5 protein-coding genes and 1 pseudogene are annotated in these 7,243 nt (G+C 71.9%); all 6 read left to right on the top strand.

Annotated elements, in window-relative coordinates; all coding sequences use genetic code 11:
• Positions 1-649: pseudogene (locus D7V97_RS06090) on the top strand (serine/threonine protein kinase); the annotation flags it as partial.
• Between the two features lie 127 nt (positions 650-776).
• The gene (locus D7V97_RS06085) at positions 777-1,352 is read left to right on the top strand and encodes a cupin domain-containing protein (protein ID WP_120609641.1); all 576 of its coding nucleotides are present in this window, start codon (positions 777-779) and stop codon (positions 1,350-1,352) included.
• Between the two features lie 40 nt (positions 1,353-1,392).
• The gene (locus D7V97_RS06080; protein ID WP_120609640.1) at positions 1,393-2,922 is read left to right on the top strand and encodes an AMP-binding protein; all 1,530 of its coding nucleotides are present in this window, start codon (positions 1,393-1,395) and stop codon (positions 2,920-2,922) included.
• Positions 2,923-2,972: 50 nt separating this feature from the next.
• On the top strand, positions 2,973-4,718 hold the full coding sequence (locus D7V97_RS06075; protein WP_120609639.1) for an acyl-CoA dehydrogenase family protein: 1,746 nt from the start codon (positions 2,973-2,975) through the stop codon (positions 4,716-4,718).
• Positions 4,719-4,779: 61 nt separating this feature from the next.
• A complete protein-coding gene (locus D7V97_RS06070; protein WP_147444707.1) occupies positions 4,780-6,831 on the top strand; it encodes an aminotransferase class I/II-fold pyridoxal phosphate-dependent enzyme in 2,052 nt (683 codons plus the stop codon).
• A complete protein-coding gene (locus D7V97_RS06065; RefSeq protein WP_120609637.1) occupies positions 6,828-7,232 on the top strand; it encodes a nuclear transport factor 2 family protein in 405 nt (134 codons plus the stop codon). The genes D7V97_RS06070 and D7V97_RS06065 overlap by 4 nt, the downstream gene beginning before the upstream one ends.
• The last annotated feature ends 11 nt before the right edge of the window (positions 7,233-7,243 follow it).

Here is a 7,243-nt window from a genome sequence, read left to right as displayed (position 1 = left end):
GCATGGCGCCGCCCCCGTCCGCCCGTCGCCGGCGGGGTCGACGTCCGGCTCCGCGCCAGTCGCGCCGAAGCCGGTGGCTCCGCCCGCCGTCGCGGCGCCCGTGGCCCCCGTGCCCGCGGCCGCGACCGATGCACCGCCGCCGTCGGCGCTGTCCCGCCTGCGCACCCCGCTGATCATCGGCGCCGGGGTCGTGCTGGTGGGCGCGGTGGTCGCCGCGGTGTTCATGCCGTCCAGCGGCGTGGAGATCGTCAACGCCCAGGAGGGCGAGCGCGTCTACGTCTCCGGCATTCGCCTGGACGAGGACCGCACGCTGCCGCCGGGTGCCACCGCCGGCTCGCTGCTCGTGGCCACCGCCATGGACGGCCAGCTGCACCGCTTCGGCAAGGTCATGCAGGCGGAGCGCATCGACCTGCGGACGCTCGCGGACGCGGCCCCGCCGCCCGACAGCACCGGCACCCTGAGTGTCACCCGCCCCACCGGCTGCCGCGTCGCCTTGGGCAAGCAGCTCCTGGAGGGCACCACCCCGCTGGCCAGCAGACTGCCCGCGGGCCGGGAGTTCGAGGTGCGCATCTCCTGCGGCGACCGCCCCGAGGTCGTGCGCTGGGTCATGGCCGTTCCCGGCCAGGGCGTCGCGCTCGACGTGCCTTGAGCCAAAACAGCGACGTCACTTCGCAAGAAGCTTCAAAAATGAGAAAGTACGATTCTGTGATTGTTGGAGCATTCCAGCGACACATGTATCGTCCCTTGAACTGACGTTCAGACTCCGGGAGGACCTGGTGGGTACGCGTCAACTGCAGCCGCAGGAGCTGGAAGGCCTGGTAGGCCGGTTCAACCAGCAGAAGACGGTGCGCGAGCGCGCCCAGGGCATGGGCGTCCCGTTTCCGGACTTCGTGTTCGATCTGCTCATCTCACGGGATCTCTACACGCTGGTGGGCAACACCGCGGAGCCGGCCCCGTACCTGAAGCCGGCGCTGCAGGGGCCGCGCGGGTTCTCCATGGTGATTTCGAAGGTGGAGCCCGGCGAGGGCCCGGGGCTGCACACCCACAAGTCCACGACGGAGATCTTCGTGGTGCTGGACGGGAAGTTCTCCATCCAGTGCGGTGACAAGGGCGAGCACGCCGTCGTCCTCGAGCGCTTCGACAGCATCGTCGTTCCGCCGGACCTGATGCGCCGCTACCAGAACGTGTCGGATCAGACGGCGCACCTGCTGGCCATCGTGACGGGCGGCGAGGACAACCTGAGCGAGCTCGACTACGTGCCTGCCATCGGCCAGCAGATCGAGTCGAAGGGCAGCCCCCAGCTGCGCAACGCGCTCGAAGGCATCGGCGTGCGCTTCACCGCGGGCACCTGAAGCGGGGCCTCGGGCCCCACCCCCACACCCAGGAGGACGCATGGCGGGCTTGATCATGGAGCGGCTCCAGGAGCACGCGGCTGCGCGCCCTGACGCCGTGGCCCTCCGGGGCGCGGACCAGGACGTGACGTACGCGGCGCTCGCGGCCCACGTCGACACCACGGCGCGCTGGCTCCGCGAGGAGCGCGTGGCCGTGCTGGGGCTGGTGACGGACAACCACCCGGCCGCGGCCATCGCGGACCTGGCGACGCAGGCGGCCGGCGCGTGTGTCGCGTCGCTGCCGCCGTTCTTCTCCGACAGCCAGATGTGGCACGCGCTGCGCGACTGCGGCGCGGACGGCGTGCTGACGGATCAGCCCCAGCGGCTGGAGGCCGTGTTCCGCGCGAACGGCGCCCCGGCCCCGGCGTTCAAGTCCATCACCCTGGGCGGCAAGGCGCTGCACTGGTGCGAGGGCGTGCCCGGCCGTCGGGACCCGGCCGCGCTCAAGGGCATGGCCAAGGTGACGTACACGTCCGGCACCACCGGGCAGCCCAAGGGCGCGCTGCTGACGCAGGACGCGGTGGACACCGTGGTGCGCTCGCTGCTGCCGCTCATCGAGACGCGGCCGGGCGAGCGCCACATGGCGGCGCTGCCCCTGTCGCTCCTCTTGGAGACGGTGGCGGGGCTCTACGCGGCGCTCTGCGCGGGTGCGGCCTACGTCGTCTGGCCGCTGGCGAAGGTGGGCTTGAGCGGCTCTTCGGGCCTGAACGTGCCGGCGCTGGTGGCCGCGCTCCTGGAGACCGAGGCGAACGTCGTCATCTCCACGCCCGTCGTGCTTCGCATGCTGGCGCTGGCGCGCGAGATGAACGCGGCCCCGCCCATGCCCGCGCTGCGCTTCATTGGCGTGGGCGGCGCGGCGGTGTCCGCGGGGCTCGTGGAGCGCGCGCACCGCGTGGGGCTGCCGGCCTTCGAAGGCTACGGGCTGACGGAGATGTCGTCCGTGGTGACGCTCAACTCGCCGTCGGGCAACCGGCCCGGGAGCGCGGGCAAGGTGCTGCCGCACGTGCGGGTGGCGTTCGCGCCGGACGGTGAGCTGCTCCTGGGCGGCCCCAGCCTGTTCTCTGGCTACACCGGCGACGTCGCCTCCGGCATCGAGGGCGGGATGTACGCCACCGGGGACCTGGCCCAGCTGGACGCGGACGGCTACCTGCACATCACCGGGCGCAAGAAGAACATCTTCATCACCGCCTTCGGCCGGAACGTGTCGCCGGAGTGGGTGGAGCGCGAGGTGTCCACGGACCGGGTCATCGGTCAGGTGGTCGTCTTCGGTGAGGCGAAGCCCTTCAACACCGCGGTCATCTTCCCGGTGCCCGGCGCGGCGGACGCGGACGTGGACCGGGTGCTGGCGGCGGTGAACCCGACGCTGCCGGACTATGCCCGGGTGTCGCGCTGGGTTCGCGCGGACGCGCCCTTCACCCCGGCCAATGGCCAGCTCACGGCCACCGGCAAACCCCTGCGCAATTCCATCCATGCCGCGTACGCCGAACGCATCTCGGCGCTGTACGCGGACGACACCGCGACCGGCGGCTGACCCTCAGCCCCGACGCAGCCCGGAGGAACCACCCCGTGCCGAGCCATCCCATGCCAGCCCCCTCGACGCAGCAATGGGCGGAAGAGCTGGAGCGCAGGCTGGGCAGCCCGTGGGACGAAGAGAGCCCCCTGTCCCTGGCGCGCGGCGCGCGGCTGGACGAGGAGGAGCGCTTCCCCCAGGAGGCCATCCAGTCGCTGCACGCGTTGGGGCTCCCGGAGTTCTACATCCCCACCGAGTACGGGGGGCGCTTCGAGTCCTACGAGTCGCTCCTGCTGCTCGCGCGCCTGCTCGCGCGGCGGGACCTGTCGGTGACGGTGTCCTCCAGCACGCTGGCCTGGTCCACGCTCACGTGGCTGGGCGGCACCGACGCGCAGAAGCGGCGGCAGGCGGCGTTCCTGCGCGCGGGCCACAGCCCGTGCCTCGCGTACTCGGAGGAGGCGCACGGCGCTGATTTGTTGTCGGGCGCGACGACGGCCCGGCGCGTGGCGGGGGGCTACCGCATCACCGGCGAGAAGTGGCCCATCAACCGCGCCACCCGGGGCGAGGGCTACATGGTGCTCGCGCGCACCGACCCCCTGGGCGGCCCCCGGGGCCTGTCGCTGTTCATGCTGGACAAGGCGCAGCTGGAGCCCGGCACCCACGCGCCGCTCCCGCGCGTGCCCACGTTGGGTGTGCGCGGCTGTGACATCAGCGGCGTGCGCTTCACGGACTGCCTCGCGCGGGACGACGACCGACTGGGGCCGGAGGGCGGCGGCCTGGAGCTGGCGCTCAAGGCCCTGCACATCACGCGCGCGCTGTGCTCCGGCCTGGCGCTGGGCGCGGCGGACACGGGGCTTCGCACCACGCTGAACCTGGCGCGCGGCCGCAGGCTCTACGGCGACACGGTGTTCGCCATCCCCAGCGTGTCGCGCGCGTGCGCGGAGTCGTTCCTGGATGGGCTCGTCGCGGACGCGGTGGCGCAGACCGTGCTGCGCGGCGTGCACGTGGCCCCCGAGCGCTTCGCGGCCTGGTCCGCCATCGCGAAGTACTTCGTGCCGTCGCTGTCGGAGCGGGCCTTCCAGCGGCTCACCGCCGTGCAGGGCGCGCGCTTCTACATGCGGGACCGGCACGACTGGGGCGCCTTCCAGCGCTTCTACCGGGACAACCTCCTCATCGGCATCTTCGACGGCAGCGCGCCGGTGAACCTGCACTCGCTGGGGCTCCAGCTCCGCGCGCTCTGCCAGGGCACCCTGAAGGGCACCGGCGTGCCGGACCTGGACGCGCGGCTGGAGAACCTCTTCACGCTGTCCCACCGCGTGCCGCCCCTGGATCCGCAGCGCCTGGACCTGGTGGCGCGCGGCCCCGACGAGGTGTTCCTGGGCCTGCCGGACACCGTGCAGCGCTTGGAGGGCCAGGTGGGGCACCTGGACGAAGCCCACCGGGGCGTGCTGCTGGCGCTGGCGCGGTGTCTCCTCAAGGAGCAGGGCGCGCATGCGCAGGCGGTGCTCCAACTGGCCACGCGCGCCGGGCGGGCCTTCGCCACGTCGCCGGAGCTCTTCGACCTGGCGCGGCGCTACGCGGTGCTCTTCAGCGCCGCGTCCTGCCTGCACCTGTGGGTGCGCAACGCGCGGGCCCAGGGCGGCTTCTTCGAAGCGGGGACGTGGCTCATCCTCGCCCTGTCGCGCCTGCTCCGCGAGGCCGGGGTGCACGACGCTCCCGAGCCGCCGCCGGGTCTCTATGACTCGCTGACTTCCGAGCTCGTCCGCCGCCACGACGAGCGCCAGCTCTTCTCGCTTCAGCCTCTCCAGGTGGCCTGACCGGGCAGCCTGCTTCTCCCCCTGCAGCACCCCCGCAGTTCCTTTCCCCGAGGGACGCACCGTGAACGCCCAAGACACTTCCGTTTCGCCACAGGATGGCGGTACCCCCGAGCTACGGCCCGGGGGAAGCGCGCAGCAGATCGAGAGCTGGCTCGTCCAGCGCATCGCGACGCTGATGCAGCGCTCGGCGCAGGAGATCGACGTCAAGGTGCCGCTCACGCGCTATGGCCTCGACTCCGTGGAGGCGGTGACGCTGTCGGGCGACCTGGAGGACCTGCTGGAGCGCCGGCTCGCGAGCACGCTCGTGTGGGACTACCCCACCATCTCGCAGCTCGCCCAGCACCTGGGCCAGGCGGCGGCGCAGGGCAACCCCAACGTCATCACGAACCGCGTGCGCGTGGAGCCGCGGACGACGAGCGCGGCGCCCAGCTTCGCGGACGACGACGACGTGAAGAACAACAGCCGGCGCCTGCGGCTCCTGGACGTGCCGGGCGTGGGCAACCCGTACTTCCGCCGCTGCGAGGGCATCAACGGCGACCGCGCCGTCATCGGTCAGCGCGAGGTCGTCAACTTCGCCAGCTACAACTACCTGGGCCTGTCCGGTCACCCGGACGTGTCGGCGGCGGCGAAGGACGCCATCGACCGCTACGGCACGTCCGTGTCGGCCAGCCGCCTCATCTCCGGCGAGCGGCCGGTGCACGTGGAGCTGGAGGCGGCGCTCGCGAAGCTGGTGGGCGCGGAGGACGCGCTCGTCTACGTGGGCGGCCACGCCACCAACGTGACGACGCTGGGGCATATGTTCGGCCCGCAGGACCTCATCGTCTACGACGAGCTCATCCACGACAGCGTGCTGGGAGGCGCGGAGCTGTCCGGCGCCACGCGGCTGCCGTTCCGGCACCAGGACCTGGCGGGGCTGGACGCGCTCTTGACGCGCCGTCGCGGGGACCACGCCAACGTGCTCATCGTCGTGGAGGGCGTGTACAGCGCGGACGGCGACGTGCCGGACCTCGCCGCGCTCGTGGCCCTGAAGAAGCGCCACCGGGCGTTCCTGATGGTGGACGAGGCGCACTCGCTGGGCGTGCTCGGCAAGACGGGGCGCGGGGTGGGGGAGCACTTCGGCGTGGACGGCCGGGACGTGGACCTGTGGATGGGCACGCTCAGCAAGTCGCTGGCGAGCTGCGGCGGCTACATCGCGGGCTCGCGCAAGCTGGTGGAGTACCTGCGCTACACGTCGCCGGGCTTCATCTACAGCGTGGGCATGCCCCCGTCGAACGCGGCGGCGGCGCTCGCGGCCATCCAGGTGATGCAGCGCGAGCCGGAGCGGGTGACGCGGCTGCACGAGCGCGTGAAGCTCTTCCTGTCGCTCGCGCGCGAGCACGGACTCGACACCGGCACGTCGAGCGGCTCCGGCGTGGTGCCCGTCATCGTGGGTGACACGCTCCAGGCCATCCGCCTGTCGGGCATCCTGATGGATCAGGGCATCAACGTGGCGCCGATGATCTACCCGGCGGTGGCCAACGACGGCGCGCGGCTGCGCTTCTTCATCTCCTCGCTGCACACCGAGGAGCAGATCCGCCACACGTTGGAGACGGTGGCCCGGGAGCTTGGGCGGCTCAAGCGCGACTTCTCCGGCAGCTTCGAGGTGATGACGCTGAAGGCCTCGCCCGACGAGCACCCCAACATGACGCTCGCGCGCGAAGGCTTCGACGGCTTCGTGACGCTGGACCTGCCCGCGCTGTCGCGGCAGCTCGCCCCGGACGTCGTCTACCACTTCCCGGGCCGCAGCCCGCTCGCGGGCGCGCACAAGGGCAAGGACGCGGTGCTGGACTTCTTCGTCAACGCGTTCCGCTACACGGTGGGCACGCTCAACGTGCGGCTCAAGGAGCTGCTCGCGGACGCGAACCACGCGGTCCTCTACTGGAGCAACACCGCGCACCTGCCGGGCACGGACCTGCGCCTGTCGGCGGACATCTGCGAGGTGCTCACCCTCAAGGACGGCAAGGTGGTGGAGGCCCACTGGTTCGTGGACAACCAGCGCGCCTTCGACGAGTTCGTCACCCAGGGCGCGCGCTTCATCGAAGCGCACGAAGCGGCCATCGGGGGGACGCGATGAACGCGCTCCAGTCTCAGGTGGAGGTGGCCCGCCGCAGCCTGGAGGCGCTGGCGGGCGCGGATGCCGCGACGCTCTCCGGCTACCTGGACGATGCGTCCGTGTTCCGCTTCCGGGGGGACGTGCCCCTGGCAGGCGAGCACAAGGGCCCGGAGCACGTGGGGAGGTTCGTGCGCGACTTCGCGGCGCTGCTCTCCTCCCGGGGCGCTCGCCTGGAGGTGGCCCACGTCGTCCCGGGCCCCGAGCACGTCTACGCCCGCTTCCGGGTGACGGCCCCTGCGTCGCCCGGCCGTGCTCCCGTGGAGCTGGGTGGCTGCCTGATGACCCGCGTCCGTGAAGGCCACATCCTGGAGTCCTCGTTGCTGCTGGATGACGCCTACGCGTTCCAGCGCGACCTGGGATAAGACGACATCCC

The sequence above is a fragment of the Corallococcus sp. CA053C genome, from assembly GCF_003611675.1.
In the GTDB taxonomy this organism is placed as follows: domain Bacteria; phylum Myxococcota; class Myxococcia; order Myxococcales; family Myxococcaceae; genus Corallococcus.
Note: the sequence above shows the minus strand (reverse complement) of the source record. Positions and strands in the feature narration are given on the sequence as shown.